The 25,637-nt window shown below is 63.5% G+C and carries 26 protein-coding genes and 3 tRNA genes; 13 read left to right on the plus strand and 16 right to left on the minus strand.

Features of this window, described 5'->3' with window-relative positions:
• Positions 1–5: 5 nt before the first annotated feature.
• Both E6X30_RS02350 and E6X30_RS10330 read left to right on the plus strand, forming a co-directional pair.
• Positions 6–638, plus strand: coding sequence for a GDSL-type esterase/lipase family protein (locus tag E6X30_RS02350; protein WP_101686255.1), 633 nt, complete (start codon positions 6–8; stop codon positions 636–638).
• A 139-nt stretch (positions 639–777) separates the two neighbouring features.
• Complete coding sequence (locus E6X30_RS10330; RefSeq protein WP_369707162.1) at positions 778–852, plus strand: 50S ribosomal protein bL37; 75 nt, start codon at positions 778–780, stop codon at positions 850–852.
• Positions 853–935: 83 nt separating this feature from the next.
• Here the strand turns inward: E6X30_RS10330 and E6X30_RS02355 are convergent, their stop codons facing one another.
• The gene (locus tag E6X30_RS02355) at positions 936–1,262 is read right to left on the minus strand and encodes a hypothetical protein (RefSeq protein WP_034373682.1); all 327 of its coding nucleotides are present in this window, start codon (positions 1,260–1,262) and stop codon (positions 936–938) included.
• A gap of 99 nt (positions 1,263–1,361) precedes the next feature.
• Positions 1,362–2,057: a sigma-70 family RNA polymerase sigma factor gene (locus tag E6X30_RS02360; protein WP_034373684.1), complete on the minus strand. Its 696-nt coding sequence runs from the start codon at positions 2,055–2,057 to the stop codon at positions 1,362–1,364.
• 98 nt (positions 2,058–2,155) lie between these two features.
• Here E6X30_RS02360 and E6X30_RS02365 point away from each other — a divergent pair, with 98 nt between their 5' ends.
• The 6 genes from E6X30_RS02365 to E6X30_RS02390 all read left to right on the plus strand — a co-directional run bounded on the left by E6X30_RS02365 (position 2,156) and on the right by E6X30_RS02390 (position 8,126).
• Positions 2,156–2,725: a hypothetical protein gene (locus tag E6X30_RS02365; protein ID WP_259853251.1), complete on the plus strand. Its 570-nt coding sequence runs from the start codon at positions 2,156–2,158 to the stop codon at positions 2,723–2,725.
• Positions 2,726–2,739: 14 nt separating this feature from the next.
• Positions 2,740–4,068, plus strand: coding sequence for a 3-phosphoshikimate 1-carboxyvinyltransferase (gene aroA / locus E6X30_RS02370; RefSeq protein WP_316335674.1), 1,329 nt, complete (start codon positions 2,740–2,742; stop codon positions 4,066–4,068).
• Positions 4,065–5,123, plus strand: coding sequence for a ribosome small subunit-dependent GTPase A (gene rsgA / locus E6X30_RS02375; protein WP_316335675.1), 1,059 nt, complete (start codon positions 4,065–4,067; stop codon positions 5,121–5,123). The genes aroA and rsgA overlap by 4 nt, the downstream gene beginning before the upstream one ends.
• 30 nt (positions 5,124–5,153) lie before the next feature.
• Positions 5,154–5,945 (plus strand): inositol monophosphatase family protein, encoded by a 792-nt coding sequence (locus tag E6X30_RS02380; RefSeq protein WP_316335676.1) that lies wholly within the window; start codon positions 5,154–5,156, stop codon positions 5,943–5,945.
• Positions 5,946–6,042: 97 nt separating this feature from the next.
• Positions 6,043–7,263 carry a pyrophosphate--fructose-6-phosphate 1-phosphotransferase gene (locus E6X30_RS02385; protein ID WP_316335677.1) on the plus strand — a complete coding sequence of 407 codons (1,221 nt, stop codon included), beginning with the start codon at positions 6,043–6,045 and terminating at the stop codon, positions 7,261–7,263.
• A 95-nt stretch (positions 7,264–7,358) separates the two neighbouring features.
• On the plus strand, positions 7,359–8,126 hold the full coding sequence (locus E6X30_RS02390; RefSeq protein WP_316335678.1) for a C2 family cysteine protease: 768 nt from the start codon (positions 7,359–7,361) through the stop codon (positions 8,124–8,126).
• A 2-nt stretch (positions 8,127–8,128) separates the two neighbouring features.
• Here E6X30_RS02390 and E6X30_RS02395 read toward each other — a convergent pair whose 3' ends face one another.
• The 3 genes from E6X30_RS02395 to E6X30_RS02405 form a co-directional block, all read right to left on the minus strand.
• Positions 8,129–9,778: a polysaccharide deacetylase family protein gene (locus tag E6X30_RS02395; RefSeq protein ID WP_316335679.1), complete on the minus strand. Its 1,650-nt coding sequence runs from the start codon at positions 9,776–9,778 to the stop codon at positions 8,129–8,131.
• A gap of 294 nt (positions 9,779–10,072) precedes the next feature.
• Positions 10,073–10,149: transfer RNA gene (locus tag E6X30_RS02400), tRNA-Met, on the minus strand.
• A gap of 104 nt (positions 10,150–10,253) precedes the next feature.
• On the minus strand, positions 10,254–13,343 hold the full coding sequence (locus E6X30_RS02405; RefSeq protein ID WP_316335680.1) for a UPF0182 family protein: 3,090 nt from the start codon (positions 13,341–13,343) through the stop codon (positions 10,254–10,256).
• 98 nt (positions 13,344–13,441) lie between these two features.
• Between E6X30_RS02405 and E6X30_RS02410 the strand changes: the two genes are divergently transcribed.
• On the plus strand, positions 13,442–13,984 hold the full coding sequence (locus tag E6X30_RS02410) for a hypothetical protein (RefSeq protein ID WP_016664848.1): 543 nt from the start codon (positions 13,442–13,444) through the stop codon (positions 13,982–13,984).
• A gap of 77 nt (positions 13,985–14,061) precedes the next feature.
• On the opposite strand, the gene E6X30_RS02415 is transcribed toward E6X30_RS02410, so the two are convergent.
• Positions 14,062–14,613, minus strand: coding sequence for a single-stranded DNA-binding protein (locus E6X30_RS02415; protein ID WP_016664849.1), 552 nt, complete (start codon positions 14,611–14,613; stop codon positions 14,062–14,064).
• Positions 14,614–14,796: 183 nt separating this feature from the next.
• Here E6X30_RS02415 and E6X30_RS02420 point away from each other — a divergent pair.
• A tRNA-Arg gene (locus E6X30_RS02420) sits at positions 14,797–14,869 on the plus strand.
• A 53-nt stretch (positions 14,870–14,922) separates the two neighbouring features.
• Here E6X30_RS02420 and E6X30_RS02425 read toward each other — a convergent pair.
• Positions 14,923–16,158: a M48 family metallopeptidase gene (locus tag E6X30_RS02425; protein ID WP_016664921.1), complete on the minus strand. Its 1,236-nt coding sequence runs from the start codon at positions 16,156–16,158 to the stop codon at positions 14,923–14,925.
• Positions 16,159–16,333: 175 nt separating this feature from the next.
• Positions 16,334–16,963 (minus strand): superoxide dismutase, encoded by a 630-nt coding sequence (locus E6X30_RS02430; RefSeq protein WP_016664922.1) that lies wholly within the window; start codon positions 16,961–16,963, stop codon positions 16,334–16,336.
• A gap of 117 nt (positions 16,964–17,080) precedes the next feature.
• Here E6X30_RS02430 and orn point away from each other — a divergent pair, with 117 nt between their 5' ends.
• Both orn and E6X30_RS02440 read left to right on the plus strand, forming a co-directional pair.
• Positions 17,081–17,707 (plus strand): oligoribonuclease, encoded by a 627-nt coding sequence (gene orn, locus E6X30_RS02435; protein WP_232049705.1) that lies wholly within the window; start codon positions 17,081–17,083, stop codon positions 17,705–17,707.
• Between the two features lie 39 nt (positions 17,708–17,746).
• Positions 17,747–19,027, plus strand: coding sequence for an AGE family epimerase/isomerase (locus E6X30_RS02440; protein ID WP_016664924.1), 1,281 nt, complete (start codon positions 17,747–17,749; stop codon positions 19,025–19,027).
• On the opposite strand, the gene E6X30_RS02445 is transcribed toward E6X30_RS02440, so the two are convergent.
• The 7 genes from E6X30_RS02445 to ribD form a co-directional block, all read right to left on the minus strand.
• Positions 19,005–19,889: a site-specific DNA-methyltransferase gene (locus tag E6X30_RS02445; RefSeq protein WP_016664925.1), complete on the minus strand. Its 885-nt coding sequence runs from the start codon at positions 19,887–19,889 to the stop codon at positions 19,005–19,007. The two genes, E6X30_RS02440 and E6X30_RS02445, sit on opposite strands and share 23 nt — an antisense overlap.
• A gap of 74 nt (positions 19,890–19,963) precedes the next feature.
• Positions 19,964–20,036, minus strand: a tRNA-His gene (locus E6X30_RS02450).
• A gap of 89 nt (positions 20,037–20,125) precedes the next feature.
• The gene (gene ribH / locus E6X30_RS02455) at positions 20,126–20,608 is read right to left on the minus strand and encodes a 6,7-dimethyl-8-ribityllumazine synthase (RefSeq protein WP_016664926.1); all 483 of its coding nucleotides are present in this window, start codon (positions 20,606–20,608) and stop codon (positions 20,126–20,128) included.
• 25 nt (positions 20,609–20,633) lie between these two features.
• Positions 20,634–21,257, minus strand: coding sequence for a GTP cyclohydrolase II (locus tag E6X30_RS02460; RefSeq protein ID WP_016664927.1), 624 nt, complete (start codon positions 21,255–21,257; stop codon positions 20,634–20,636).
• Complete coding sequence (gene ribB / locus E6X30_RS02465; protein ID WP_016664928.1) at positions 21,254–21,889, minus strand: 3,4-dihydroxy-2-butanone-4-phosphate synthase; 636 nt, start codon at positions 21,887–21,889, stop codon at positions 21,254–21,256. The genes E6X30_RS02460 and ribB overlap by 4 nt, the downstream gene beginning before the upstream one ends.
• A complete protein-coding gene (locus tag E6X30_RS02470; protein ID WP_016664929.1) occupies positions 21,886–22,536 on the minus strand; it encodes a riboflavin synthase in 651 nt (216 codons plus the stop codon). The genes ribB and E6X30_RS02470 overlap by 4 nt, the downstream gene beginning before the upstream one ends.
• 3 nt (positions 22,537–22,539) lie before the next feature.
• Positions 22,540–23,664 (minus strand): bifunctional diaminohydroxyphosphoribosylaminopyrimidine deaminase/5-amino-6-(5-phosphoribosylamino)uracil reductase RibD, encoded by a 1,125-nt coding sequence (gene ribD, locus E6X30_RS02475; RefSeq protein ID WP_051120719.1) that lies wholly within the window; start codon positions 23,662–23,664, stop codon positions 22,540–22,542.
• A 791-nt stretch (positions 23,665–24,455) separates the two neighbouring features.
• On the opposite strand from ribD, the gene E6X30_RS02480 reads away from it, so the two are divergent.
• A complete protein-coding gene (locus tag E6X30_RS02480) occupies positions 24,456–24,743 on the plus strand; it encodes a hypothetical protein (RefSeq protein ID WP_034373726.1) in 288 nt (95 codons plus the stop codon).
• A gap of 341 nt (positions 24,744–25,084) precedes the next feature.
• Here E6X30_RS02480 and E6X30_RS02485 read toward each other — a convergent pair whose 3' ends face one another.
• On the minus strand, positions 25,085–25,258 hold the full coding sequence (locus tag E6X30_RS02485; protein ID WP_232049706.1) for a helix-turn-helix transcriptional regulator: 174 nt from the start codon (positions 25,256–25,258) through the stop codon (positions 25,085–25,087).
• Positions 25,259–25,637: the final 379 nt, after the last annotated feature.

Consider the following 25,637-nt stretch of genomic DNA (forward strand, 5'->3'; position numbering starts at 1 on the left):
CGCACGTGACTTCTTCCCCCGCCCCAGCACAGCCGCGCGTTCGCGTCATCGCGCTTGGCGATGAAATGCTCGCCGGCGCCGGCGACCAGCGCGCGATGGGATGGTTCACGCGCGCCCTCGCCCAGCACAATGGTTCGGGCGATCTCGTGGACTCCTACACCGCCGCGATCCCCGGCGAAACCACCGCGGAACTCGCACGGCGATGGGAAGCCGACGTCACTCGCTTGCTCGACACTCACAACACGGGCGAAAGCGATGACACGCAGCACCGCGTCGTGGTTGCTCTCGGCTGCGCCGACCTCGACGCTGGCATCAGCATCGCGCGCTCGCGCCTCAATCTCGCAACGGTCCTCGACGGCCTCGGCCACCTTCGGATCCCCGTCTTCGTCGTAGGCCCTGCCCCCTCGAAGGACCGTGAACGCACCGACGCGATCCTGGAGCTTTCGCACGCTTTCCACGACGTGTGCGCACGCCGCCGCATCCCCTACGTGGACCCAGCGGCCGCGCTTGCCCACCACGATCAATTCCTCGCCGATGTCGCGCGCTCGCCGCGCGATTTGCCGTCGCAAACCGGATACGGGCTCATTACGTGGCTCGTGCTTCACGGCGAATTCTCGGAATTCCTCGCGGCGCAGTAGGCATCAACCCCGCGTGATGTTGATCCCCTCGCGGCATGACCCCCGCGGTCACGCGCGTGAAGTGTGAGACAATACCGGGGTTGCCTTCGCACCTGATGTGCGGGCAGTGACTCACGAATCGAACGAGAAGGAGAGTGCCATGAGCAAGCGCGGACGCAAGCGCAAGTCGCGTAGGAAGAACAACGCGAACCACGGTAAGCGCCCCGGCGCCTGAGCAACGCGCTCGGCACGCGAATCCGTAAAACGCCCGGCTGACGATGTCAGCCGGGCGTTTCTTCGATGATGGTGGCGGAGCAGTCAGCCGCGCGCGGGACCCTCACTCGTGCGGGTAACGGCGATCGATTCACTGCGCACGGTGCCGTCGGGCCCATAGCTCACGCGCACCTCGCGATAGGTGAGGGTGCGCGCCGAGCCACGCACGCGCTCGCGAAGTTCTTCGGAGGCACGACCCGCGCATGACGCGCGCAAAAGCTGGCGTACAAGTCGCGCCTGCTCGATTTCTCGCGCACATGCGGCGCACTCTCCAAGATGGCTTTCGAGTTCAACCGCTTCGGCGTCGCTCAGCCGCCCGGTGAGGGCGCGATCGACCCGATCCATGAGGCGCTCAAGCGCTGGATCACCCACGAGTAGCCCCTTTCGTTGGTCTCAGCCCTGCCGACTCGGTGCCGCGTCTCGCGGCATTTACACGGACATTGAACGCCTCACATGCACCTTTTATTCCCCTCACGCTTGCGTCTCCTCGCCCGCGGCGGAATCGGAATCGCGCAAATAGCCGCGCTCGCGCGCGTACTGCTCGAGCGAAGCGCGCAGGAGCCCGCGCCCCCGGTGGATACGCGACATCACGGTGCCGATCGGCGTGCCCATGATCTCGGCGATTTCCTTGTATGAGAACCCTTCGACGTCCGCAAGGTAGACCGCTTCGCGGTAGTCGTCACGGAGGTCGTTCAGCGCGTCTTGAATATCGCCTTCGGGAAGGAGCGCGAGTGCTTCGGCTTCAGCGCTGCGAAGCCCCGTGCTGTCGTGAGAGGCTGCGCGGGCAAGCTGCCAATCTTCAACCTGCTCGCCTCCGGATTCCTTGGGGCGGCGCTGCGCTTTTCGATACGACGAGATGAAGGCGTTGTGCATGATGCGGAAAAGCCAGGCGCGCATGTTCGTCCCCGCCTTGAAGCTCGTGGAAGCGCGAAATGCCCGCACATAGGTATCTTGAACCAGGTCCTCGGCGTCGTGCTGATGCCGCGTGAGGCGAAGCGCACCCGAATACAGTGCGTCGATGTGACTGAGCGCCTCGTGCTCAAATTCCTCGGGGCTGAGCGTCGTGGGTGACTCGGTGTCCGCCTGTGCTGCGGCAGCCTGTTCATCGCGCTCCACAGCACCCTCCACATCGCTCCCCGGACCGGGGAACTTCTCGTTCTCGCTCATCGCTTCGACTCTACGCTGTTCAGGTGGGAGTTTCATGCGGTGCGGTAGTCTTGGCGTGTTCCGATTCGCATGGCTTTACAAAGGAAGCTGAGGAAAGCATGTCCCTCGTTCGCCGCATCGCACGCCCCCTTCTCGCCGCACCGTTCATCTTCGAGGGTGTGCAGACCGCCATCCGCCCGGATCGCGTTCTCGATGCTCTTCCCGTAACGATCGCCGACATCGACGAGCAGGTCTCCAAGAGCCCGCTCCCGACCGACGCCGAAACGATTCTTCGCGCCGCCGGTGGCCTTGCCGCTGTCGCTGGCGCTGCCTTCGCGCTCAACAAAAAGCCGCGCCTTGCCTCCGCCACCCTCCTTCTCACCACCACGGTCGGCCTCGCAGGCCGCAAGCGTGTCTGGGAGCTCAAGGGCACCGAGCGCACCGAGGAACTGCGTGCGATCGCCGGTGACCTCGGCCTCCTTGGTGGCATTCTCCTCGCGGCTGTCGACACCGACGGTAAGCCCTCGCTCGCCTACCGCGTCGACAAGGCCATCGAGCGCGCCCAGAAGTCCGCTGCCGAAAAGCAGCGCGAGCTCGAAAAGGCCGCTAAGAAGAACAAGAAGAAGTCGTCGAAGAGCCTCGACGAGCTCGACCGCACGCTCGCGAAGAAGATCAAGCGCGCTGCCTGAGTTCGAGGTTTTCCGTGTCTGACGTTCAGTGGACGGCGCCCGTTGCCCACGGGCCCATCGACGCTCACGTCAGCATTCCCGGCTCAAAGTCCCTCACGAATCGGTGGCTTGTGCTCGCCTCTCTTGCGAGCACACCCACCGCGCTCGTGGGGGCACTTGCGTCTCGCGATTCACACCTCATGATCGAGGCGCTCGAGGCGCTCGGCGGGAATGTGCGCAAGAGTGATCGCGCACTCGTCGTGGAGCCGCTCATGCCCGGCGCACCGAGCATCGATGACGAGACGCCGCTCGAGATTCACTGCGGCCTTGCGGGAACGGTCATGCGTTTCGTGCCGCCGCTTGCCGCGCTCTCGGGCCGACCCGTGACGTTCACGGGCGATGAGGGCGCGCTCGTGCGCCCCATGGCAGCGCTTCTCGATGCGCTTCGCCAGCAAGGCGTCGAGGTGACATGCCACGGCCAGGAAGGGTTCTTGCCCTTCACGGTGCACGGCAACGGCCTTCGCGGCGGCACGGTGACGATCGATGCGAGCGGCTCGAGCCAGTTCGTCTCTGCCCTCCTTCTCACGGCCGTCCGCGCCGATTCCCCCCTCACCATTCGCCATGTCGGCGAGCGCCTCCCCTCACTCCCCCATATCGAGATGACCCTCGCACTCCTTCGCGAGTGCGGCATCGACGCTCGCCATGAGGTCACGGATGGTCATCACGAATGGACCGTGACACCAGGCGAGCTGCGCCTGCCCGATCCGGTTACCGTTGAGCCCGATCTTTCCAACGCTGGCCCGTTCATCGCGGCGGCCCTCGTTGCCGGCGGCACCGTCTCGATCGAGAACTGGCCGGAACAGACAACCCAACCGGGAGATGAATTCCGAAGGATCCTCCCCCTCATGGGCGCGCGCGTCGAGCGCATCGGGCCGGACGTCGAGTTTTCGGGCACGGGTCCCCTTCGAGGGATCGATATTGACCTGTCGGCCGTCGGCGAGCTCACCCCCACCATCGCAGCCCTCGCCGCTCTCGCCGACACTCCGAGTCGCCTTTCAGGCATCGGACACCTGCGCGGCCACGAGACGGACCGCGTCCACGCCCTCGCCGTCGAGCTCACAAAACTTGGCGCGCGCGTTCACGAGGGCGAGGACTTCCTCGAGATCACACCGGGCCCCATGACGGGCACCGTTTTCGAAACCTACGAAGACCACCGCATGGCAACCGCCGCCGCGATCATCGGGCTGCGCGTTCCCGGCATTCGGGTCGTGAACGTCGACACGACGAACAAGACCCTTCCCGACTTCGTGGGGATGTGGACCTCGATGCTGCACACGGAAAGCCCCGCGGGGAACACGTGGTGAGGCGCGCAGGAAATCTCACAAACTACGAGGATTTTGATGAATCCTCGGTGCGCTCGCGCCCCAATCGTCGCGGCTCCCGACCCCGCACGAAGGAACGCCCCACCTATGCCGATGCCATCACCGCGCGTGTCGTGGGAGTCGACCGTGGCCGCTGGCGCACCATCGCTGAGGAAGGCACCGCGAACGAACGCGCAGTGACCGCCATGCGTGCCCGTTCCCTCGGGCGCACCCCCATCGTGCCCGGCGACCTCGTGCGTCTCACGGGCGATACCTCCGGGCGCACCGACACGATCGCCCGCATCGTCGAGGTTGGCGAACGCACGAGCTTCCTGCGTCGAAGCGCCGACGATGACGACGCGAGCGAGCGCCCCCTCGTCGCTAACGCTGACACTCTCGTGATCGTGACGGCCCTCGCGAACCCCGAACCGCGCGGAGGCATGATCGACCGCTGCCTCGTCGCTGCCTATGTCGCGGGCATCACTCCGCTGCTGTGCCTCACGAAAGCCGACCTTGCTGACCCCGCGACATTCCTCGAAAGGTACGCGCCGCTCGGCATTGAGCACCTCACCACTCACATGAATGCCGACGGCAGCATCGCCGGTATCGACGCGCTACGCGAACGCCTCAGCGGGCACCTGAGCGTACTCGTGGGCCACTCGGGGGTCGGCAAATCGACGCTCATCAACGCGCTAGTGCCGGGCACCGACCGCGCAACGGGCCATGTCAACGCCGTCACGGGCCGCGGGCGCCACACCTCGAGTTCCGCCCTCGCGTTGCGCCTTCCGGGCAGCGACGGCTGGGTGATCGACACGCCCGGGGTACGCTCGTTCGGCCTTGGCCACGTGAGCCCCGAAGAACTCGAATCCGCATTCGAGGACCTCGCTCCCCTCATGGAGGAGTGCCCGCGCGGCTGCACCCACATCAGTGCCGACGAGGGCTGCGCCCTCGATGCACTCGTCGCCGACGGGCGCGCGGGAAGCGCCGGCCCCGCCCGACTCGCAAGCTTCAGGCGCCTCAACTCGACGCTGCGCACCAATGACCCCTGGGCCCTGTAGCTGCCCACCAGAGCGAAGGAGAAACCACGTATGGCCTCGGCACACCAGGACGATATCCGCCTCGCCCACGTTCTCGCCGACTCCGTCGACCAGCTCACGATGTCGCGTTTCAAGTCTGAAGACCTCACGCGCGAGCGCAAGGACGACGACTCGATCGTGACCGATGCCGATCGAGCGGCGGAAGAACTCATTCGCGCTCAGCTTTCTCGTACCCGCAGCCGCGACCAGGTCATCGGCGAAGAGTTCGGCTCGCACGGCGAGAGCAACCGAAAGTGGATCATCGACCCCATCGACGGCACCGCGAACTTCGCGCGCGGCGTTCCCGTGTGGGCGACGCTCATCGCCCTCGAGGAAGACGGCGAGGTCGTCGTGGGCGTCGTGTCAGCGCCCGCTTTGAATCGGCGGTGGTGGGCAGCCGTCGGAGCCGGGGCCTTCACGGGCCCGCGCCTGTCTGCCGCCCAACGCCTTCATGTCTCCTCCACCGAGCATCTTGAGCAAGCCGTGCTGTCCTACGGGAGCCTCGAGGGCTGGGCCCGCGCCGGGAAACTCCGCGAGTTCGTGAACCTCCTTCAGAGAGTCGAACGCACCCGCGGGTTTGGCGATTTTTGGAGCTACATGCTCCTTGCCGAGGGGGGAATTGACGCCGCGATCGAACCCTCCCTCAAGCTCCACGACATGGCGGCTCTCGTACCGATCATTGGCGAAGCAGGCGGGCGATTCACCGATCTCGACGGCACAGACGGCCCCTACGGGGCGAGTGCAATCGCAAGTAACGGGCCACTTCACGGCGCGATCCTCGAGGCTCTGCAGTCCTCTCGCTAGGCTTCTGCCTCGGCAGACGCGAAGGAGAAAACTGTAGAATAGTGGCGCACACGTGCGGCGTTATCGCCGCGCACCACACCACCTGGGAAGGACCCTCATGAGCGTCAAGCGCGTTGCTCTCCTGACCGCGGGCGGTTACGCCCCGTGCCTCTCGTCCGCCGTCGGCGGCCTGATCGAGCGCTATAACGAGCTGAACCCCGAGATCGAGATCATCGCCTACAAGCACGGCTACTGGGGCCTGCTCTCCGGCGAGAAGATCGTGATCGACGATGAGGCCCGCAAGAACGCGCACCTCCTGCACAACTACGGCGGCTCGCCCATTGGCAACTCGCGCGTGAAGCTCACAAACGCGAAGAACCTCGTCGAGCGCGGCCTCATCAAGGAGGGCGAGAATGCTCTCGAGGTCGCTGCGAACAAGCTCAAGGCTGACGGCGTTGACGTGCTCCACACGATCGGTGGCGATGACACGAACACAACCGCCGCCGACCTCGCGAAGTACCTCGCCGACAACAACTACCCGCTCCAGGTCGTGGGTCTGCCGAAGACGATCGACAACGACATCGTCCCCATCCGCCAGTCGCTCGGTGCCCGCACGGCCGCTGAACAGACCTCCCTCTTCGCGCAGAACATCATTGCGGAGAACGGTTCGAACCCGCGCATGCTCATCATCCACGAGACCATGGGCCGCGCATGCGGCTACCTCACTGCGGAGGCCGCACGCTACTACCAGGATTGGCATTCGAAGCAGCAGTGGCTGCCGTCGATCGGCCACGATGAGCGTCGGTGGGATGTCCACGCCGTATTCCTGCCCGAGCTTGCTCTCGATATCGAGGGTGAGGCGGAGCGTCTCAAGAAGGTTATGGACGAGGTCGGTTGCGTCAATATCTTCCTCTCGGAGGGCGCCGGCATCCCCGAGATCATCGCCGAGCTCGAAGCCAAGGGCGAGGAGGTCGAGCGCGATCCGTTCGGCCACGTGAAGCTCGACAAGATCAACCCCGGCCAGTGGTTCGCGAAGCAGTTCGCTGAGCGCCTCGGTGCCGAGAAGGTCATGGTGCAAAAGTCCGGTTACTTCGCTCGCTCTGCGAAAGCTAACGCTGATGACCTGCGCCTCATCAAGTCGATGACCGACCTCGCCGTGCAGGTCGCCCTTGAAGGCGGCACCGGCGTGATCGGCCACGACGAAGAAAAGGGCGACCAGCTTCGCGCGATCGAGTTCGAGCGCATCGCCGGTCACAAGGCTTTCGACGTGGACCAGGAATGGTTCGCTGGCGTTCTCGAGCGCACGGGCCAGAAGCTCGTGAAGGCCGAGAAGCACTGATTTCTCCGCTAGGCGGGATGATCGCCTGAAGGGCCCGGGCACGTGCGTTTTGCGCTCGTGCCCGGGTTTTATTAACTGCGAAAGGGGTCCGACGCTTGATTCGCCACACGCTGACCGCACTCTTCCCGCCACATGCCCGCGAGAGTGGGGAGCCGCCGCTGGGGCCGCACGCTGATCACTACGAGGCTTGGAGCGGCGTCCTGAATTTCTCGCGGCGGCCGCGCCAGGGTTCCCTGGGCGATTGCTGGCTCATGGCGCCAATGCTCGCAATCCACGCGCTCGATCCCGAGTTTTTTGCGAACGCCATCAAGGTTCAGCCCGGGTCACCCAAAACGCTCGCGCGTGTGTTCGTAGAAGGCGCCCCGGCGTGGCGCAGCGTGAATATGCGCTTTCCTGCCACCGAAGGTGGCCACTTCGCCTACGCGACAGAAGAAGGGGGCGGCCCCGGCTGGCCCGGAATTCTCGAGAAGGCGTGCGCAGCGGAGTTCGCGGGATCATACGCCTGGATTGCGCGGGGCTTTGCGAAATGGGGCTTTCCGGCGCTTAGCGGCGTGCGCGCCTCGACGCGTCTCACGCTTCCCTCCCCCGGCGAGGTCGAGGATCTTCTCGCCAAGAAGCGGCCCATCGTCGCCTCCACCCACATGTTCTCCCCCGCGCTCTCGCGCGAGCGACAGTCGGGAGCTATTCCGCCGATGCACGTCATGGCGGTTGTGGGTGCGAAGCCTAATACCGGCGAGATCGTGCTGCGTAATCCGTGGCGCCCGGGTGCCTGGGTCACACTCAACAAGCGAGAGTTCCGCCGCGCGTTCCTCTCAGTCGACGTGCTTGACCAGCCACTCGGGCGCTCACGCAAAGGCTCGTAGGGTCAGCCCTTACAGTTGAACCCGTTCTGCTTCTTGCCGGTGCCGGAGCAGTAGGCGTGTCCGGCCTCGAGGCCTCCCGTGTTCAGGGTCAGCTCGCTGACCGTCACGGCAATGTAGCCGGCGTCGTTGAGCTGGCTGAGGATCTGCTCTGCCGCGTCCACGGTTGAATCGTGAATATCGTGCATGAGAGCGATCGGCTCGGCGTAGGCGTTTGCACCCTCGACGGCTGCCGCGATCGTTTTTGCCGTGTCCTTCGTTTTCCAGTCGAGAGTGTCGACGTCCCACTGGACGATCGCCATGCCGCGAGAGGCAACAATCTCATCCACGGTTTCGTTGTGGCTGCCATACGGCGGGCGGAACAGAAGCGGCTCGAACCCCGTGGTCTCGGCGAGAAGATCAGAGTTCTCGTTGACTTCCTTCTCCACGCGCTCGCGCGACTTGCGCTTGAGGTCGGGGTGGGTCACGGAGTGGTTGCCCAGTTCAAAGCCCGCTGCCGCGAGCATGAGAGTCGTCTTGCGGTGTTCTTTGATGCTGTTGCCCATTTCGAAGAACGTCGTTGCCGCTTTCGCCTTCTTGTAGACGTCAAGGAGCTCGGGAGTACGGGCGCCGGGGCCGTCATCGTAGGTCAGAGCGACGCAGTGCTCGAGGAACACGTCGTAGCCGATCGCGGTGGTCGGGCGCACAGCCCCACCGGGAGTGGGCGACGGTACCTCAGTCGAGGCGCCTTCGCCTTCGGCGCCGTCGGACTGCCCTCCATCCGATGCCGCGGGGCTTGCCGCTTCGGAACCGTCCGACGGTCGGTTCGGCGAATCGATCGGCTTTGCAACATGGCGCTTAGGCGTGAAGTGTTCGAGTTCTTCGCTCGGCTCACCCGTGAATTTCGCGGGCTTTGCGCTCGCGTCCTTCGCGAGCTTTCCAAGATCAGAAAGGAACGGTTCCGCGTCGACGACGAGCCGTGCCGGGGCCGCACCGGCCGCTCCCGTACGGAACGCGAGCACGAGTTTGCCCTCGGGATTGAACGCCATCGCCGGACCATTGCCGTACGGGGCACTCTTGTCAATGAGAGCTTTATCGACGGCCGAGGCATCAACCTTGGCCTTGCCTGCGGCATCGTGGACGGCTTTCGCAAACTCGCCCCACTTCGCGGCCTCGATAAGCGCGGCTGGGGCAAACGACTGCTTCTTTCGTGCGTCGTACCAGATCGAGCAGGGCACATCCGCCTCGTCGCCGAGGCTCCCCACAACCGCGACGCCCACGACGTCCTGAGCGGCGGCGAGAATCGTAGCCTTGATCTCGACCTTCTCGATGTCGCCCCAGTGCGCCTCGCGCAGCAGACGGTTTCGCACGACCTCGGTCGCCTGGGTCAGATTGCGTGCCTTCGGAAATCGCGGGGTCGTGACGGTCTTGCCTTCGGCTTCGGGGTTGAGCGTAACGTCAACCGTTTCGAGGAGCGAAGCATCTGCGCTCGTCCACTCGGTCGACGGTTCGGGACTCGTGCTCGGTGACTGCGCGCCACCCTTACCGGAGGCCTTATCGCCGTTCTTTCCATCCCCTGCATTCGAGCAGGCAGCGAGGCCGGCGACGGCACCAGCTGAAAGTCCGGCGAGAGCGGTGCGGCGGCGAATAGGACGGGTTTCAAGAAGCGGCGACACAATTCTTCCTTCGTCGAAAGTGTTGGAAAGCGAGTACTCGCACGAACCTGCACAGCTAAATAACATTGTCCGCGCGCGCCTCGCCGCCCACGAGTGTACTCCCCTGCGATTCACGAACCATCACGCCCACGCGCATCGCGAGCCCGGATTGATCCCGGAGTCCGCCAGCCCTCCCGAACATTGGAAACTTCGAGGTCGAGCCGTCGCTCGGCGCGTGGTGGTGCCGGTCCATCCTCCATAAAGAAATCGGCAAAAAAGAGGCCCTCGCCAGTCAATGCTGGCGAGGGCCTCTACTGGTAGCGGGGGCAGGATTTGAACCTACGACCTCCGGGTTATGAGCCCGGCGAGCTACCGAACTGCTCCACCCCGCGTCGGTGATCTCTAACTTAGTAGGCCTCCACCGCGGAGTCTAGTTTTGAGCGCGTAAACGTTCCGTAGTTCACGTTCACGCCCCGTTTACACTCCCGTTTCCTCTCTAATTCCCGCCATTAGAGAGCTGGGCGTTTGCCGCATCGGCGCGCTCAATGGCATCCTTCAGACGCTTCTGTGCCTCGCCGTACTTCGCCCAATCACCCTGAGCACGCGCAGACTCGGCGTCTTTCCAAGCGGCATCAAGATCCTTGAGCGCAGCGTCAAGATCTGCCTTCGGGTCGCCCGAACCTTCAGCCGGCGCCGGTGGTGCCGGGGCATCGCTCGGGCTGGGGCTCGGCTCGGGGCTTGGCGATGGCGACGGTTTTCCGTCGTTGCCGCCCTTAGCCGGATCCGAGACCGCGTCTTCGACGGCTTTAGCCTCGCCCGTCGTGGGGACCTCGGCGTCGCCTGCACTCGCGCCCGAATCGCCGCCAAAGACGGCATCGAGCGCCTCGTCGAGCGTGTCAGCGTAGCCCACCTTGTCACCGAAACTCACGAGCACCTTGCGCAGCAGCGGATACGAGGTGCCACCACCTGCACTCGAGCTCATGACGTACACCGGCTGGACATACAGGAGACCGCCGCCAACGGGAAGCGTAAGCAGGTTGCCGTTGATGACCTTCGAGTTGCCTTGCCGCAAAAGGTTCAGCTCATTCGAGACCTGCGGGTTGGAGTTGAACGTATTCTGCACCTGGCGCGGGGCACTCACCGGATTCGAGCTCGGGAGCACGAGGAGCGTGAGCTTGCCGTAGTCCTTCGCGGGATTGCCCGCCTTCGTCCCCGTCTCGGAATTGACAGCGAGCAGGCCCGTGAGAACATCCTGGCCGGATTCGGGGATATAGCTCGAGGAGAGCGTGAACTGTGGCGCGCTCTCGTCGGGCATCTGCATCGTGAGGTAGTGCGGGGCTTGAAGCGGCGCCGAGCCACTCTCGCTATCGCGCGCCTGGGTGGGGTCCGGGGTGGTCTGCCAGAAGTCCTGGCCCACGTAAAAATCCTCGGCTTTGTCGATGTGGTACTTACCGAGAATCGAGCGCTGCACCTTGAAGTAATCTGCCGGGTAGCGAAGGTGGCTCATGAGTTCACCGGAGATGTCGCTCGAGGGCTTGACGGACTCCGGGAAGGACTTCTCCCACGCCTTGAGGATGGGATCTTCCGTATCCCAGGCATACAGGGTCACGCTGCCATCGAAGGCGTCGACGGTGGCCTTCACCGAATTACGCATGTAGTTCACGCGCCGCTCACGAAGACCGGCCGTATCGGCGCCGTTAACCTTCGAGTCGGTCACGACAGCGTCGAAATTAGTGGCCTGTGCGTACGGGTAGCGATCGCTCGTGGTGTAGGCATCGATGACCCACTTGAGCTTGCCGTCCACGACTGCCGGGTACATCTCGGTGTCGAGCGACAGGAACGGCGCAACCGTTTTCACGCGCTGCTGCGGGTCGCGATCGTAGAGGATCTGCGACTTTTCGTTCACGTAGCTCGAAATCAAGATGTTGAACTCGCGGAACTTAATGGCAAACAGCATTCGGTTAAAGAAGTTGCCGACACTCGGGCCACCGTTACCGGTATAGGTGTTCGAAACCTGGCTGCCCTGATCATCGCCATCTGTTCCGGACTGGTAGTCGAACTCCTGGGGATCGGCGCCTTCGGGGGCACCGACGATCGAATAGCTCGGCGAATGACGCCCGAAGTACACGCGCTCTTGGAAGTCGCCGAGCTTGCCCGAGCCGGGAACACCGGACTGATAGAAGGCGGGCTCGCCATCGGGGCGCCGCTGGTTACCGTAGGCCGCAGCAACGCCGAATCCGTGGGTGTACACGACGTGCTGATTCACCCACGACTGCGAGGAGAGCTCGAGCTTGTCGGGCCGTAGCTCGCGCACGCCGATCACGGTGTCTTGTTTTTGCCCGTCGATGTCGTAGCGGTCCACGCTCAGTGTCTCTTCGAACCCCCAGTAGCGTCGGTTCGCCTCGCGCTGGCCGAATGTTGGCGACACCACCGCGGGGTCGAGAAGGCGGATCTGCGCCGTCGTCGCGGCATCCTCGCGCAGCTGACCCGACGTTGCCGTCGACTTTGCGCGATAGGAAATCTCGTTGACGTCTTCGAGCCCATACGCCGCGCGCGTGGCAGCCATGTTCTCTTCGATGAACGGCTTTTCGAGATTGCGCTCGTTCGGCTCCACCTTGAACGTCTGAATGAGGTAGGGGTAGACCATGCCCACCGCGACTGTCGAAAGCACGATGAGGCCCGCCGCGGCAGCGGGAAGTTTCCAGTTGCCCTTGAGGATCCACGCGAGCAGAAGGAGTGCGACGATAATCGCCGAAATCGCGAGAATCGTTTTCCCCGGGATCAGCGCGTGAACGTCGGTGTAGGCGGCGCCATCAAACTTCTCGTGCGAGGCAGTGAGGGCCGCATACCGTTCGAACCAGTGCTGGGCCGCAAGCACAAGCATGTACGCCATCGCGATGATGCCCACGTGCGTGCGCGCTGCGCGAGTAAGTTTGAGGCCCTTTTTCTGATCCCACTCGATGCCGCCGTAGATGAAGTGCCCGAGAACGGCGGCGAACGCGCTCGCGAGAATCACGAAATTGACGAGCCCGAGCGCCGTCTCGACCACGGGAAGGGTGAACACATAAAACGCGATGTCTTTATGGAAGATCGGATCGGTTTTCCCAAACGGCTCCTGGTTGAGCATGAGCAGGATCTCTTGCCACTGCCGAGTCAGGGTCAGTCCACCAAAAATCCCGAGAATTACCGGGGCAGCGATAGTGATGATCTTGCGAAGCGGCTCGACCGCGTCGCGGAACCCCGCGATCGCGATGTCTTCACGGGTGACGGGCACGATCTGCGGCCTGTACTTGTGGCTCACCCACAGGCATACGAAAATCGGGGCGGCAACAGCCACGAGCCCCACGAGGAACAAGATCCCCTCCGTCACCCACTTCTTCACGAGGAAGTCGTTGAAGCCGAGCTGGTCGAACCACATGTAGCTCGTCGCAACCTCGGCGAACCATGCAAACGCCACGATCAGCGCAACGATCACGACGAGTGTGATCGTGAGCGGCGAAACTTTCTTCGCGTTCTTCTTACTCGCCGAGCCCGCGGGCCTTGGACCTGGCTGGGCAGCACCGGCAAAGGGATTCGTAAAACTCAACGGCGACCTCGGCTCACATCGTGGGGAACTATCGTGGGAGGAGTACTCACCCCGCCTAGAGGCAAGTGCCACTATTGTCCCAGTAAGGAGCAAGCGCTGTGCATTCAGAAACGCGAGACCTCAACTTGAGCGAAACCGAAGGGGCCCTCGCGGCCGCGGTACTCGAGCTCGTTCGCCACACGCGCGAACAGGATTCCCCGGGACCCGAACACATCGCGCGCTTCGCCCTCTTCAGCACCGAAGCCCTTCTCGAGGAACGCCCCGAGCTTTCTCGCCTTCTCCCGCAAGAGACGCTCGACCTCGCCAGCGGCGACCCCCACCATCTCACGAGCATCGAGACCGGCACACAGCATGGCGATGTCGCCGACGAGCTCGAACACGCGCTCTGGCCCGAAGGCTGCGCGGGCGGCTACATTCAAGCCCGCATCCGCGGCGCGATCGATGGCGCGCCCGGCGCAGGTCCCGCACCCGTGTTCGTCGCCGCGGGCGCCTTGAACACGGGCGAAACGTTCAGCGCGGTCGCACGTGAAGGCGAGGATCTCCGCGTTGGCCGCGACCTGATCCCCGAACTCGTCGCGGCACTCTGCGCGAGCCTCGGCATTGACTCACCGAATGCTCGCGCCGCAGCGCAAACCGAGTAAACGCGCGAAACGAGCAAGCGTCGGACCCCGCACCCCCGCATAAGCGCACGTGCGGAAGCCGACGCTCCACTCCACGTTCAGGCGTAGCTGGGTTCCTCCACCTCGGTGAGCGCCTCGAGATCGCTCTCACTGAGTTCCCCCTCAACGCCTGCATGGCTCTCCAGTCGAGCATGCACCGTTTCATTCTCCCCGGCCTCTGCAGCCTCATCTTCGGCATCGGGTGAAGTGGTGCGAACCTCACCGGTGTTCTCATCCACCCACGACGGCGCACTTTTCGCGTACTGCGCGGTTCCGTAGGTGAGGTCGATCGCGACGTGATCGGCGTGCATGAGAAGCTCCGTGCGAGTGTTGCCGTCACGGTCCTCCCACGTCTGTGTCACGAGGCGGCCCGTGCACAGGAGTGGCTGGCCACGCTTCACCGATAGCACAACGTTGTTCGCAAGCGATTCGCGTCGCACCTGCACGCGCACGTATTCCGGCTTGCGTTCCTTCCATTCCTTCGCCTGCACGTCGTAGTACCGATCATTGACGGCGACGGTAACGGACGTGCGGCAGCCGCCACCATCAAACTTGAAGATTGTGGCATCCGCGGTCGCGTTGCCCTGGATGGTTGTGACGATTGCGTTCATTGAAGTTCCCCCTGGGATCGGTCGCCGCCTGGTGCGGCGCTCACCCACGAGCATGCCGCTCGCTCGCGTCCTCGAAAAGAGCCTCATACATGTACGTGGAGGGCACTGCATTGTGGAGCGCGAGCCGCCGCGCATTCGGCTCCACCGTGCGCTCCCGGTACACTGGATCCGCCCGCGCGGCATGCCTCCATAGCTCAATGGATAGAGCAACGGCCTTCTAATCCGTAGGTTGCAGGTTCGAGTCCTGCTGGGGGCGCGAAAAAGCGCCAGTGTTCTCCACTGGCGCTTTCGCTTTGTGATCCGTGCGGATCAGTGGGCTCCCGGCTTGCGGGATACGAGAGGGTTAGCCGCTTCGGCCGACGGTTGCCGCACCTGTAGCGGACGCATCTGCTGCGGCTCGGGGTAGGACTGACCGAAGGGGAAGCGACCAAACTGTTCCTCCCCGATCACATGCCCCTCTGCCCGGGCCCGGTCAAGGAGTGCGAGCGCCTCCTCGGGGGTCGGGTACTTGCCGCTGAAGGTGGAGCCGGCGGGAAGGTAGGGCTCGAAGATTCGATTCTTGGGACGCAGCCACATCCGCCCGGGCTTGGAGCGATCTCGTAGAGCGTGGGCGCGCCACGTGATGACCGGGTGGGTCACCGAGAGGTTGACGAGGTGGATCCACAGGCCTTTTTCGGTTGCGGCGCGATCGGCGAGCTCATGCACGTTGACGTGCGCGTTGAGGTACTTTCCTCCCGAGAGAAGGGCCATCGTTCCGGGTGCCCCCGCGGGCACGTGGGCGTAGCCGTAATTGTCGGCCGTGTACTCCTGGGCACGAGACAGGGCCTTGCCGAGGATCGGAATGCGCATCATGAAATTCGAAAACAGCAGGCGGAAATACGAGGTGTGGCCGGCAGCGTGGTGGCCAACCTCGTGCGCGATCACAAAGCGAAGGGCCTCGGGGTCGCGGACTTTGCCGCCCACTTCGAAGAGGTCGGAATAGACACACACGAAGCGCCTATAACCGTGGCCGGCGGCAAAGGCGTTGATCATGCCGTTACCGGAGAGCACATAGGCGTCGGGTACGCGGCGCATTCCGAACTGTTCGGCAGCTTCGGCGACCATCCGGTATCCCTCGGGGAACTGCGTGGGGCTCATGCGCACGCCGGAGGCTCGAAGCTGCGCGTACATGAGCGCGCGGGCGATCCATAGCACCCATGGGATCAACATGAAGGCAACGAACAGCTGGATCCCGATGGAGATGGGGCTGTAGGGGTTCGAGAGCCCGCCGTCTGCCGACTCCCCCTCGAAGGCGGGCTGGATGCTCGACCACTTTCCCGTCGCCGCCATGTAAATGATGAACACGACGGCACCGACCCACGCGACGAAGAGAAGGCACGTGATGAGAACTCCCACGGCAAACAGCGGGATGTCCCACGGATGCCGAAGGGAAAGATCCCCCAGCAGCCCGTGGCGCGTGGAGCCGTTAAAAAGGCCCGGCTTCCCTGCCGGTTTCGTGTGCTCGCTTTCGAAGGTGGGCGGGTCTTGAGATTCGATTTCGGTCATGACTCCACCGTAACAACAGCGACCTTCCGATCCCTACCGCACCACCAACGCGAGAAGAGTGGCGGCGGAAGAATGATTGTGGCGTGTTGGTGCCTGCTGCCGATGGGGCATAGCGCGCGAAAGCACAAAGGTGGGGCGCCGCCGTCGCGACGCCCCACCCACACAATTGAGATGCTCAGGCCACCGGGGTGATGAGGCCCTTCGTCTGGGAGGTCGCGCGCGAGAAGCGCTCAGCGACATCGGCCCAGTCGACGATGTTCCAGAATGCCTTCACGTAGTCAGCCTTGACGTTCTGGTAGTCGAGGTAGAAAGCGTGCTCCCACATGTCGAGGAGGAGCAGCGGCACGGTTGCCGCTGCAAGGTTGCCCTGGTGGTCGTAGAACTGCTCGATGATGAGCTTCTCGCCGAGCGAATCCCATGCGAGGATCGCCCATCCGGAGCCCTGAATGCCGAGCGCGGCAGCGGTGAACTGGGCGCGCAGGCCATCAAACGAACCGAAGAACTCTTCGACTGCCTGAGCGAGCTCACCCTCGGGCTTGTCGCCGCCTTCGGGCGAAAGGTTCTCCCAGAAGATCGTGTGGTTCACGTGGCCGGCGAGGTTGAACGCGAGGTTCTTCTGAAGCTGGTTGATCGTGCCGAAGTCGTTCTTGTCGCGAGCTTCCGCGAGCTGTTCGAGCGCCTGGTTCGCGCCGTTGACGTACGTCTGGTGGTGCTTATCGTGATGCAGCTCCATGATGCGGCCCGAGATCGAGGGCTCGAGAGCGGCGTAGTCGTATCCGAGATCGGGAAGAGTGTATTCAGCCATGGTGGCCACCTTTCTTCGACGCTGACGTGCGGGGCATGCGCAAAGCACATACGCACAGGTGAAACCCTATCGAGTCCCATTGGGTGTTCAGTGTGAACTCGGGTTTACGATAGAGGCGTGAGTTCTACAACGACGAAACCAGGTAACGACCGCATCATCTGGGTGGATTGCGAGATGACGGGCCTCGATAAGACAAACGATGCTCTTATCGAAGTCGCCGTTCTCGTGACCGACGGGGACCTCGAAATCCTCGGCGAAGGGGTGGATGTCGTCATCAAACCCCCGGCAGGCGCGCTCGAGTCGATGGATGATTTCGTGCGGAACATGCACACGACTTCGGGTCTGCTCGAGGAGCTCGACGGTGGCATCACCCTCGTCGAAGCCGAGGAGGCGTGCCTCGCCTATGTCAAGGAGCATTGCCCCGAGCCCGGCAAGGCGCCTCTCGCGGGCAATTCGGTGGGCACCGACCGTGCTTTCATCGACCGCGACCTCCCGGAGTTTGCCCAGTTCATGAGCTACCGCACGATCGACGTCTCAAGCCTCAAGGAACTCGCCAAGCGCTGGTTCCCGCGCGTGTTCTTCAATACGCCGGAGAAACACGGCGGCCACCGCGCGCTCGCCGACATTCGCGAGTCGATTCAGGAGCTCAAGTACTACCGCGAAGTTCTCTTCGTGAAGGAGCCCGGCCCCACGAGCGACGAGGCCCGAGCAGCCTCGAAGAAGTTCGAGATCGCCCCTCAGTAGACTCTTCCCGCACTCTCACACCACACAGGAGTTTTGACAATGACGACACCCCTCCTTCTCGAGGCAATGAAGACCGACCCCGCGCATGCCGCGTGGCTCGAGGAGGTGGGGACGGATCTACTCGAGTGGGGCGCGGCTTCGCGCACGGAGCATGGCTTCGGGTGGCTCGATTCAAACGGCACTCTCGACCCGGATCACGACCTTGAACTGTGGATCAATTGCCGCATGACGCACTGCTTCGCTCTTGCGAGCATCCGCGGCACCGAGTCCTCTCGCGATTTTGCCGAACTCGCAGCCCACGGGCTCTCGGCGCTTTCGGGCGCGTTCCACGATGACGAACACGGCGGTTTCTACTCGATCATCGCCCGTGAAACGGGTGAGCCGGTCGATGATTCGAAGCAGGCTTACGCCCACGCGTTCGTGGTACTCGCCGCTTCGAGTCTCGTCGAGGCACAAATCCCCGGCGCCGAAGAGCTCCTCGAGACCGCGCTCGAGGCGCATGCACGCTTTTTCGAATCCGAACACGGGATGTTTGCCGACACCTACTCGCGCGATTTCTCGAACTGCGAGGACTACCGCGGGATCAACGCGAATATGCACAGTGTCGAGGGGCTTCTCGCAGCCTCGGCAGCGACCGGCCGCCTCGAGCTTTTCGAGCGCGCCGCGGTCATCGTCGAGCGCGCGCTCGCATTCGCGAAGGACAACGGCTGGTTCCTGCCCGAGCACTTCACGACCGCGTGGGAGCCCCGCCCCGACTACAACCGGGAGGAGCCCGCCCACCCGTTCCGTCCCTATGGTGCGACGATCGGCCATTCGTTTGAATGGGCGCGCCTCGCCCTGCACACCGCAGCCGGTTTCGAGGGGCAGTTTTCCGACGCCACCCGGGCCCAGGAACGCGCCTCAGCTTTGCGCGATGGCGCGCTCGCCCTCGCCGAGAAAGCGTGTGAGACGTGGGGCATCGATGGTGACGGCGGCTTCCCGTACACGGTGGACTGGGATGGCTCACCCGTCGTGCACGAACGCATGCACTGGGTCGTCGCTGAGGCCATCGGTGCGGCCGCTGTGCTGTTCCGCACGAGCGGCGATGCTGCCTGGGAAGAACGCTATGAGTCCTGGTGGCAGTGGGCGAAGACGACAACCATCGTTCCCGGCAGGCTCGGCAGCTGGGTCCACGAGCTCACCGCCACGGGCGAGATCAGCGAAACGACCTGGAAGGGCCAGCCCGACATCTACCACGCCTACCAGGTCACGCTTATTCCGCGCCTGCCCGCATGGCCGCCTCTCGCTCACGCCGTCGCTACGGAAGCTCGCTCTCGATAAACCGCGCGTTCGACCCCGCGAGCCTTCGCTGCATCACGTCGAAGGCTTGCGGGTTCGAGTCGATCGCAAGGAACCGTCGGCCCAGTTTGTGCGCGACCGAAGCGGTCGTACCCGAGCCGGCAAAGAAATCGAGCACCCAGTCGCCCTCGCGACTGCTCGCTTGCACGATTCGCCTGAGAATCCCCTCGGGCTTTTGGGTCGCGTAGCCGGTCTTTTCGCGCCCCGTGGGTGACACGATCGTGTGCCACCACACGTCGGTGGGAAGTTTGCCCCGCTCCGCTTTTTCTTTCGTGACGAGGCCAGGCGCCATGTAGGGCTCGCGATCGACGTCCTCCGAGTTGAAGAAATAGCTTTTTGGATCCTTGACGTACACGAGGATCGTGTCGTGCTTCGCGGGCCATCGCTTCTTCGTACGCGCTCCGTAGTCGTACGCCCAGATGATCTCGTTGAGAAACGACTCGCGGCCAAAGAGCGCATCGAGGAGAACCTTCGCATAGTGCGCCTCGCGATAGTCGAGGTGGAGGTAGAGCGTTCCCGACTGGGCGAGCACGCGATGTGCCTCGATGAGCCTCGGTTCGAGGAACTCCCAGTAGTCCTCGAACGCGTCGTCGTAACCGTAAAGGGCGCCCTTGATGCTCGTGTAACTGCGCCCTTTGAAACCGACTCGCGAGCCCTCGGTGCCGTCGACTGCGCGCACAGTCTGGAGGGACTGGCGCTGTTGGCGCCTGCCCGTGTTGAACGGCGGGTCGATGTAGATGAGCTGGATCGACTCGTCCGGGAGAGTGCGGAGTACCTCGAGGTTGTCGGCGAGCACAACGCTCGAGGCAGCGCCCTCTCCCACGAGGGCCTTTGTGTCGCTCATGTGTCCTCATTTCGCGAGTGCCGGTTTTGCGCGCTTAAAGGAAAGAGCCCCTCGCTCGAGGGGCTCTTTAGCGGGGTGATCGACGGGATTTGAACCCGCGACCGCCTGGACCACAACCAGGAGCTCTACCAACTGAGCTACGACCACCATTGTGCGGGGTCTCCCGCAACGGATAAATACTTTACCCGGCCACCCCGGGACTTCGCGAATCCTTGCAGGAGAAAGGGATGTGAATCTCACCGCATGTCAGAAAGCGGGGCGAGGGCGCGGAACGTGCGGATAGCCGCCTCGGCCGCGGCATAGCCAGCGTCCTCGCTCGCGCCTTCCACACCCGAACGGTCAACGGCCTGTTCGCGGGTATTGACCGTGAGCACGCCATTGCCCACGGGGGTGGACTCATCGAGGGCGACGCGTGCGAGAGCCTCCGTCGTCGCGCCGGAAATGTACTCGAAATGCGGGGTCTCGCCGCGAATCACGACGCCGAGCGCAACCACGACATCGCACGTGCGCGCAAGCGCTTGCGCGGCAACCGGGAGCTCGAACGAGCCGGGCACACGAACTTCCGTCACCGTGCAGCCCGCATCGGCGGCCGCGCGCCTGGCACCGTCGAGCAAGCCATCCATGATGTCCGCGTGCCAGCTCGCCGCCGCGATACCGATCGTCGCCGGGCCGGCATCATGCGTGCCAAGCGCCGCGGAGGGGGTGCCGTATCCAGCCATAGGGTTCTCCTTCGATGTCGTGGGGTTAGTCGTGCGAGGGGGCGAGGCGATGCGCCATCTTCTCGCGTTTGGTTTCAAGGTAGCGCCTATTTGCCACGCGCGGTGCGATGACGCTCGGCACGATCTCGGCAACGTCGATGCCGAGGCCCGCAAGCGCGCCGTCCTTTTCGGGGTTATTCGTCATGAGACGCACGCGCCCCATGCCCAGGGCGCGAAGAATGTCCGCCGCATCGTCGTAGCGGCGCGCGTCGACGGGCAGGCCTAGGTGGACATTCGCCTCGACCGTGTCGTCACCGAGATCCTGAAGGTGGTAGGCGCGAATCTTCTCGAATAAACCGATGCCTCGCCCTTCGTGGCCGCGCATGTAGATCACGGCCCCGCCTTCGCGCTGGATCGTCTCGAGCGCTTTTTCCAGCTGCTCGCCGCAATCGCACCGGTACGAGCCGAAAATATCGCCCGTCGCACATTCGGAGTGCACGCGCACGAGAGGAGGCTGGGAAGCGTCGGACCCCTCCCCCGGCCAAGCGGCGCCACGCGCGAGCAGACTCACGTGTTCCGCATCGCGACCCCGCCACGCACGCACCTCAAACGTGCCGAGAGGCGTTGGCATCTGAATCGGCTCAGTGCCGCAAACGCGCACCTCGCTCACTGGGCTGCCTCGCGGGCGTCGCGATCCTCAAGATACGCCGTGAGCTGCTCAATCGTGATGATGCCCAGCCCGTGCTCGCGAGCGAACGCCGCGAGGGCTTCCGCGTGCATCATCGATCCGTCGTCATACACAACCTCGCCGATGAGCCCCACGGGCCTCAGGCCCGCAAGCCGCGTGAGTTCAACAGCGGCCTCGGTGTGGCCGGGGCGCTCGCGCACGCCGCCGTCCTTCGCGATGAGGGGAAGGACGTGACCTGGGCGAATGAGGTCTGCCGCGCTTGCGGTCGCGAGCGTACGCGCAGTGATCGCCCGATCCACCGCGGAAATACCCGTCGCTTCAACCGCGCGCGCATCGCAGCTAATCGTGTAGGCGGTGCGCAGCGGATCCTCACTGTTCGGAACCATGAGCGGAAGCTCAAGGGCAGCGGCGCGCTCAGCGGTCATGGGCGCACACAGGTACCCGGAACTGTGCCGCACAAAGAAACCGACCTTCTCGGGGCTCGCGAGCTCGGCGGCCATGATGAGATCGCCTTCGTTTTCACGGTTCTCGTCGTCGAGCACCACGAGGATCTCTCCGCGCGCCAGCAGGGCGAGCGCCTCGTCCATAGGAGTCAGGTCAATCGCAAAGCTCATTTCGTGCACTCCTTGCGAGCGGCGCGCACGGCTACTAGACGCGCCGTGTATTTGGCGATTACGTCGGTCTCGACGTTCACTCGGGTTCCGACGGTTGCCTCGCCGAGCGTCGTAGCCTCGAGCGTCTCGGGGATGAGGGCCACCTCGACGAACGCGGGGCTCTCCCCCGGCGTATTCACGGCCGTGACGGTGAGCGAAACACCATCGAGGGTGATCGAGCCCTTTTCGGCGACCTGCTCTTCAAGGTTGTCGGGGATCTCGATGCGCATGCGGCGCCACGTCCCCTCATCGTCAATGCGGGCAACGGCTCCCACGCCGTCGACGTGCCCCTGCACGATGTGGCCGTCGAGGCGGGCGCCGACCTCGGTGCAGCGCTCGAGATTCACGCGGCTTCCGACGGCGAGGTCGCCGAGGCTCGTGCGCGCGAGGGTCTCCCCCATGGCGATCGCGGTGAAGCGAGCCTCCTCGCCCTGGGTTTCGGGCGTTTCAATCGCCGTCAGGCACACGCCGTTCACGGCGAGAGATCCGCCGAGCGCGAGGCCGTCGAGCAGAGGTGCCGGTGCCGCGAGGGTGAGGCGCGCCGTGTCGTCCGCCCCTTTCTCAAGCCCCGTCACGGTGCCCTTCGCGCTGATAATTCCTGTAAACATTGTTCACTCACCTTTCGTGGGAGTTTGCTGCCGCGCACGCGGGATCGCGTGGAAGAGAAGATCTGAACCGCTCACATGGAGTGATTCGGGAACGATGTCGAAGTCGAGCCGGTTCTTGAGGGTTCCGATACCGAGGCCCGCGACGGAGGGCGTGCCCGCGCCGAGCATGGTCGGAGCCTGATGGATCCAGAGGTCGTCGACGAGGTCGAGCTTGAGCGCCGCGGATATGAGGCGCGGACCGCCTTCGATAAGGAGGTGCTCAACTCCGTGGTCGGCGCGCAGGTCTTCGAGCACGCCGCGAATATCGCGCGTGCGATAAAGAAGGGGGCGTGCGTGTTCAGGGCCGTGTACGGCTTTCGCGAGCCGTGAGTGCGGCTCGAGCGGGCTTTCACCGATCACCACGCGGCGCGGTTGACGAGCGCCGAGGCGGCCGTGCGCGTCGCGTGCCGTGAGTGCAGGGTCATCGGCGCGCGCGGTTCCCGTGCCCACGGCGATCGCATCCACGACGCTCCTGAGCGCGTGGCCCTCTGCGCGGGCATCCTCTCCGGTAATCCACGCGTTCGTGCCATCGGCCGCTGCGACGTATCCATCGAGGGTTTGCGCGATCTTTGCGGTGACGAACGGACGCGACTCACGCGTGGCCTGGAACCAGCGGCGGTTCAGTTCCGCTGCGCGGGCAGTGAGGTCCCTTCCGACGCTAGCCGGCAGCGCGTCACTCCACAGACGGGTGTCGATGCCGGCGCTACGAAGAATGGCACTACCGTTCGCGGCGACGTCGTGCGGGTCGCGAACGGCGTAGAGAACGCGGCCGATGCCGGCGTCGACGAGAGTGCGCGCGCACGAGGGCGTACGGCCGGCGTGGGCGCACGGTTCAAGAGTCACGATGCAGGTCGCACCGTGCACATCGAGGCCACGTTCCCGGGCGGCTAAGAGGGCATCTGCTTCGGCATGCGGGGTTCTCGCTCCTCGGTGAAAACCTGTGACAAGGAGCTCCCCGGAGGGACTTAGGAGCGCTGCGCCAACGCGCGGATTGGCACCGAGGGGTCCGCGGCGCGCCTGTTCAAGCGCGCGCTCACACCCCTCAAGCAGGGCGCTTTCGCGCGCGGCGTCGTGAGGGGGCTGATTCATGCCCATGGTCCTCGCCTCCCGCATCGCTCATCTCAATCGATGATCCGGGAGAAGGGAAACTTGCGAGAGCACGGCGCGTAAAAGCGGCATGCTTCGCCCGCATGAACCTCCCATCCAGACTGTACTGTCGGCACCGGAATTCCACCGGTCAGGCCCAAGGCTCGCCCCACGGAGTGAAACGCGCCCGGGTTAGCGGGCTTTCACCGCCAGTTCGGAATTGCACCGAGTTCCCGGAACATGCGCCACCAGTTTAGCGCGCATGCGGGAGGGAACGACAAAACCCCCACTCTTTCGAGCGGGGGGTTTCCGTGTCGTGCGCCATCAGGGATTCGAACCCCGGACCCACTGATTAAGGTGTTCTCCCACCCGAGTCGTTTTCCTCCGTGTAATTGGCCGTGTGCATATCCTTCGCGAGCGGGATCGACGCGCACTGGCGGAGCCGAAGCCCCTTCGATGGCGTCAACAAAGCGGTCGCGGGCCGGACGAGTCGAGGAGCCGCTCTCTCCCCTACATCGAGGAGAACCCCCATGTTTTCCGCTCCTTCATCATCACGGATCATGACGAGGTCGAAGGTGACCGAATTGCCGAGCTAAAAGGGCTCCCTGAGCCCTCCTCCATCGCGCAGAACCCGTACACCGCAGCCGAACACGACGTTATGGGTGAGCTCTTCAGCCGCGGCCGCAGCTGCGCAGCCGCAATAATCGCGGAAGAGTCTGTTGCGACCTCTCAAAAGACCAAGAAAATCATCACTTCCATTCCGCCTGCCCGCAGTGCTGCTAAAATGCACCAAGATGGAACGCATCACCTTTGGTTGGGACTACACGAGCTGGCCGATATTTAGCAGCACGACCGGCAGCGATCCGTATCCAGACATCCGCTCCCAAATATCTCCCGATCTCGCCAATGCTCTCGCGCAGTGGGCCGAAGAGATGTGCGAAGCGTATGCGGATGAGACTGGTCTCGTCCGACCATCACCTTCAACAGCCGCCAAACTCGATAACAAGTTTGATGAGCTGACTTCACGACTTCTCGCTGAAGGAATCGACGTTGAGCAAGACGCTCGTTGGTGGCATTCGTAACCACTGGGGGTGTCAATTCATCCGGCCTACGACCTACGTGGGTTCAATGCAGGCCGCATGTTGCCGTACCTTTGCGAGGGCAAGCGCTGCGGGTAGGGGTATGTGCGCCGCGTTCCCAAGGGGCAGTTTTGGCATGCGCGCGGAAATAAACGCGCAGGGAAACAATCATGCTCAAACGCAAGTGCTCACAGCGGCATAGGCGACTGGAGACCAGAACCGGTCGTTTCACATAGCATTTGGGGCACTTTGCATCCGGTTGCAACAAAAAAACCAAATGACACTACAGCACAACGCGGGTCAATCCACATATCGGAAGGCCCTAGGAGCTGCGTAGAGATAGTTCAATTCGTTGGCGGCTCTGGGTCGAAGCGCAAGATGTCTCCGGGCTCGCACTCGAGCGCCTGACACAGAGCCGCCAACGTGGAGAACCTAATGGCCCGAGCATGACCATTTTTTAGGACACTTAGATTTGTCGGAGAAATATCTACACGCTCCAACAATTGCTTAACCGTCATTTTCCTCTAGACTAGCAAAATGTCTAAATCTACTCTGATGGTCATCAGACTAAACCTTGCATGTCAGATTGCAGAGCAAGGTAGGACCGTGCGGAGGCCCTCAGGGCGAGAGTAAAGCAGACCGACGCTACACCAACAATGACATTCGCTGCCAGAAGTAGAACAATCCCTGGCCCACCTACCTGCACGACCGCAAGAAGATGAAGTAGCACTAAAGCTGGAATTCCGAATACTCCACAGAAAAGGACACCTATACCCAGCAGAAAATCTGGAGTTCGCAGTGGCAGTAGCTGCTTTGCTCGCAGTTCCCGCACGAGGAAAAAAGTAATGACAAGCACGCACTCGAGGCAGAAGAGAGCTGCTATTCCCGCAAGCGCGT

The sequence above is a fragment of the Dermabacter sp. genome, from assembly GCF_032550575.1.
Classification (GTDB): Bacteria; Actinomycetota; Actinomycetes; order Actinomycetales; family Dermabacteraceae; genus Dermabacter; species Dermabacter hominis.

What these genes read in the sequence shown, in the direction of transcription:
- E6X30_RS02360 (WP_034373684.1), bottom strand. Translation starts at nt 2,057, where the DNA reads ATGAGCGAGAACGAGAAGTTCCCCGGTCCGGGGAGCGATGTGGAGGGT.
- E6X30_RS02365 (WP_259853251.1), top strand. Translation starts at nt 2,156, where the DNA reads ATGTCCCTCGTTCGCCGCATCGCACGCCCCCTTCTCGCCGCACCGTTC.
- E6X30_RS02380 (WP_316335676.1), top strand. Translation starts at nt 5,154, where the DNA reads ATGGCCTCGGCACACCAGGACGATATCCGCCTCGCCCACGTTCTCGCC.
- E6X30_RS02385 (WP_316335677.1), top strand. Translation starts at nt 6,043, where the DNA reads ATGAGCGTCAAGCGCGTTGCTCTCCTGACCGCGGGCGGTTACGCCCCG.
- E6X30_RS02415 (WP_016664849.1), bottom strand. Translation starts at nt 14,613, where the DNA reads ATGAACGCAATCGTCACAACCATCCAGGGCAACGCGACCGCGGATGCC.
- E6X30_RS02425 (WP_016664921.1), bottom strand. Translation starts at nt 16,158, where the DNA reads ATGACCGAAATCGAATCTCAAGACCCGCCCACCTTCGAAAGCGAGCAC.
- E6X30_RS02430 (WP_016664922.1), bottom strand. Translation starts at nt 16,963, where the DNA reads ATGGCTGAATACACTCTTCCCGATCTCGGATACGACTACGCCGCTCTC.
- E6X30_RS02440 (WP_016664924.1), top strand. Translation starts at nt 17,747, where the DNA reads ATGACGACACCCCTCCTTCTCGAGGCAATGAAGACCGACCCCGCGCAT.
- E6X30_RS02445 (WP_016664925.1), bottom strand. Translation starts at nt 19,889, where the DNA reads ATGAGCGACACAAAGGCCCTCGTGGGAGAGGGCGCTGCCTCGAGCGTT.
- ribH (WP_016664926.1), bottom strand. Translation starts at nt 20,608, where the DNA reads ATGGCTGGATACGGCACCCCCTCCGCGGCGCTTGGCACGCATGATGCC.
- ribB (WP_016664928.1), bottom strand. Translation starts at nt 21,889, where the DNA reads ATGAGCTTTGCGATTGACCTGACTCCTATGGACGAGGCGCTCGCCCTG.
- E6X30_RS02470 (WP_016664929.1), bottom strand. Translation starts at nt 22,536, where the DNA reads ATGTTTACAGGAATTATCAGCGCGAAGGGCACCGTGACGGGGCTTGAG.
- ribD (WP_051120719.1), bottom strand. Translation starts at nt 23,664, where the DNA reads ATGAATCAGCCCCCTCACGACGCCGCGCGCGAAAGCGCCCTGCTTGAG.
- E6X30_RS02480 (WP_034373726.1), top strand. Translation starts at nt 24,456, where the DNA reads ATGGAACGCATCACCTTTGGTTGGGACTACACGAGCTGGCCGATATTT.
- E6X30_RS02485 (WP_232049706.1), bottom strand. Translation starts at nt 25,258, where the DNA reads ATGACGGTTAAGCAATTGTTGGAGCGTGTAGATATTTCTCCGACAAAT.